General features: G+C 39.1%; 3 protein-coding genes. 1 reads left to right on the top strand and 2 read right to left on the bottom strand.

The genetic code is table 11. The features are described 5' to 3' along the window. Positions 1–251: 251 nt before the first annotated feature. Both AB5Z52_RS16640 and AB5Z52_RS16645 read right to left on the bottom strand, forming a co-directional pair. Entirely contained in the window at positions 252–614 is a 363-nt protein-coding gene (locus AB5Z52_RS16640) for a hypothetical protein (protein WP_003128795.1), read from the bottom strand. A gap of 67 nt (positions 615–681) precedes the next feature. Next, positions 682–1,062, bottom strand: coding sequence for a CvfD/Ygs/GSP13 family RNA-binding post-transcriptional regulator (locus AB5Z52_RS16645; protein ID WP_003128793.1), 381 nt, complete (start codon positions 1,060–1,062; stop codon positions 682–684). 87 nt (positions 1,063–1,149) lie between these two features. Between AB5Z52_RS16645 and AB5Z52_RS16650 the strand changes: the two genes are divergently transcribed. Then, positions 1,150–2,328 carry a MalY/PatB family protein gene (locus tag AB5Z52_RS16650; protein ID WP_003128791.1) on the top strand — a complete coding sequence of 393 codons (1,179 nt, stop codon included), beginning with the start codon at positions 1,150–1,152 and terminating at the stop codon, positions 2,326–2,328. Positions 2,329–2,424 lie beyond the last annotated feature (96 nt).

The raw sequence follows: 2,424 nt of genomic DNA on the forward strand, positions 1-2,424 counted from the left end.
ATCAGCATCAAATTGATTTCTTAAATTTGCGACTTCGTTATAATATCATCTGTTTCCGTTTTGGTCAAGCCCTTTTTCAAAAAGTTTTTTTGAAAGGTTTTGACTGTCGGTGTGTTTTGCCAACGTTGATAAATTTACCATTATTCTCTCTGAGGGTCAAGCATATTTTCTGTTTTTCTCCAATAAATTTTCTGAAAAGAAAAAAAGCCGTATCAACGGCTTTTTTATGTAGTTGTCTTCTATCCATTTGATTAGAAGAATGGCATACCTTCTATTTTGTAATCTTCAATAATTTGTCTGAAAACATTCGGTTCTTCCCACGCATAACCATCAGGTAGTTGTTTGTCTTGTCCTGATTCTTGGGTTTCAAAAACAAAAAGTGGAATATTCTCAGCATCAATCGATCCATTGGTTAATTCAACAAGATTGATCGCTGTCACGTCTAAATGAATACTGTCTTTAAACAATTGTAAAATATTTGCTAGACCGGTCTTATCTTCAGAGAAGTCTGTAGATGCCAGTTCTGCGGTACCTTCGTGCGTCTGCATCAAAAACTTTTTCGAGCCATTTGCCAAGTGCATCATAACTGTTCCTGCCACTTTTTTGGATCCCAAAATACCCACCTCGGTTATTCAACTGATTGTAAATCAATTTTAGCACATTTTCAGAAAATATGCACGATTATCTCTTTCCGTTTTCTTTTTCCAGCATCTCTTTGGCTTCTGCTGTCCACTTTGGTAAGGCTTCAGCAATCGTCCGAAAACCGATTCGTTTGTTTTTATTCGTAAAATACCTTTTGCGCTTATAAGGAAGCTGAACAAATTTTTGTTCTAATGTTCTGCGGGACAGACTGATTTTTTGGCTATATTCATCGATATCGATAATCTGTACGCGCACCTCCTGGCCCACTTGCAAAACATCATGAATATTCTTCGTGTATCCAGACTGGATCTCAGAAACATGGATCAAGCCTTGTGTTTCTTTATCGAGCGACACAAAGGCGCCGTATGGTTGTATACCTGTGACCGTTCCGTCAATAATAGTTCCGATTTGATAGTCCATATGATTTCCTCTCTTTTCATCTTTTATTATACTTGAACTAGTGTTAGATTTGAAGTAGTAGAAAAAAACGATCTAGGAGGGGTACATATGACGAATTTTGACAATGTCCATTCACGGTTAAATACCAATAGTGTAAAGTGGGACAGTATTGCTACGACCTATAAGGAAGAAGGTTTACTGCCGTTATGGGTAGCCGACATGGATTTTTTGGCACCTAAGCCGGTCAAGAATGCCCTGCAGCAAGTGATTGATCAAGGAATTTACGGCTATACTGTTTTCCCTGAAAGTTTGTACGAAGCAATCATTTCTTGGCAAGAACGAAAACACAACTACTCGCTACAAAAAGAGGAGATTTTGTTCAACAGTGGTGTTGTCCCTAGTCTCGCATTAGCTGTGCAGAGCTATACCAATGAAGGCGACAGTGTAATGATTCATGATCCAGTGTACCCACCATTTGCTGACGTTGTTGAAAAAAATCAGCGTCAACTTGTGCGCAACCCGTTGATCGAAAAAAACGGGCATTTCGAAATCGATTCCGTTGCAATGGAATCTGCTATTGTAGATAACCATGTCAAACTGATGATTTTGTGTAATCCACACAATCCTGGTGGTCGTGTGTGGACAAAAGAGGAGCTGCAAACAATTGGGTCGATCTGTCAAAAACATCATGTTCTCGTGGTCAGCGATGAAATCCATCAAGACATCGTTTTTGCTCCGAATACATTTGTTTCATTTCAGACAGTTGATCCTGTTTTTGCTGATTTCTCCATTGTTTTAACTTCAGCAACCAAAACATTCAACTTGGCCGGCATCAAAAATTCAATGATCTTTATCAAAAATCTGGATTTGAAAAAACAATTCATAACTGTTCAAGAAAAAAATGTTCAAAGTGAAATCAATACATTCGGTATTGTAGCAACAGAAGCAGCCTATCGAGAGTCAGAAGCATGGCTGGATGAATTGCTTAACTATCTTTCAGCCAATATCGAATGGACCTGTGAGTTTTTGGTAGAAAAATTACCTGAAATCAAGTTTCAAAAGCCAGAAGGCACCTATCTTATGTGGCTAGACTTCTCTGCCTACGGTCTTTCTGACCGAGAGTTACAACGCAAATTGATCAAAGAAGCAAAAGTGGTCTTGAATCCAGGTATCAACTTTGGCCCATCCGGAACGCAACATATGCGGATCAACTTGGCTTGTCCTCGAGAAACGCTGCAAAAAGGTCTCCTGCAAATTGCTGCTGCATTCACAGAACTGAAACAATAAAAAAGAACCCCGCGGGGTTCTTTCAGACTGTAGACAAAAGCTGTTCCAAACTCGTAACTCGAGCTTGGAACAGCTTTTTATCTACTTCGTTTCGAA

Source organism: Enterococcus sp. RTP21361st1_A6_RTP21361_211029, from assembly GCF_040910045.1.
Taxonomy (GTDB): domain Bacteria; phylum Bacillota; class Bacilli; order Lactobacillales; family Enterococcaceae; genus Enterococcus_D; species Enterococcus_D gallinarum.

Excerpts from the sequence above, each read along its gene's own strand:
- AB5Z52_RS16645 (WP_003128793.1), bottom strand. The coding sequence starts at position 1,062 with ATGGACTATCAAATCGGAACTATTATTGACGGAACGGTCACAGGTATA.
- AB5Z52_RS16650 (WP_003128791.1), top strand. The coding sequence starts at position 1,150 with ATGACGAATTTTGACAATGTCCATTCACGGTTAAATACCAATAGTGTA.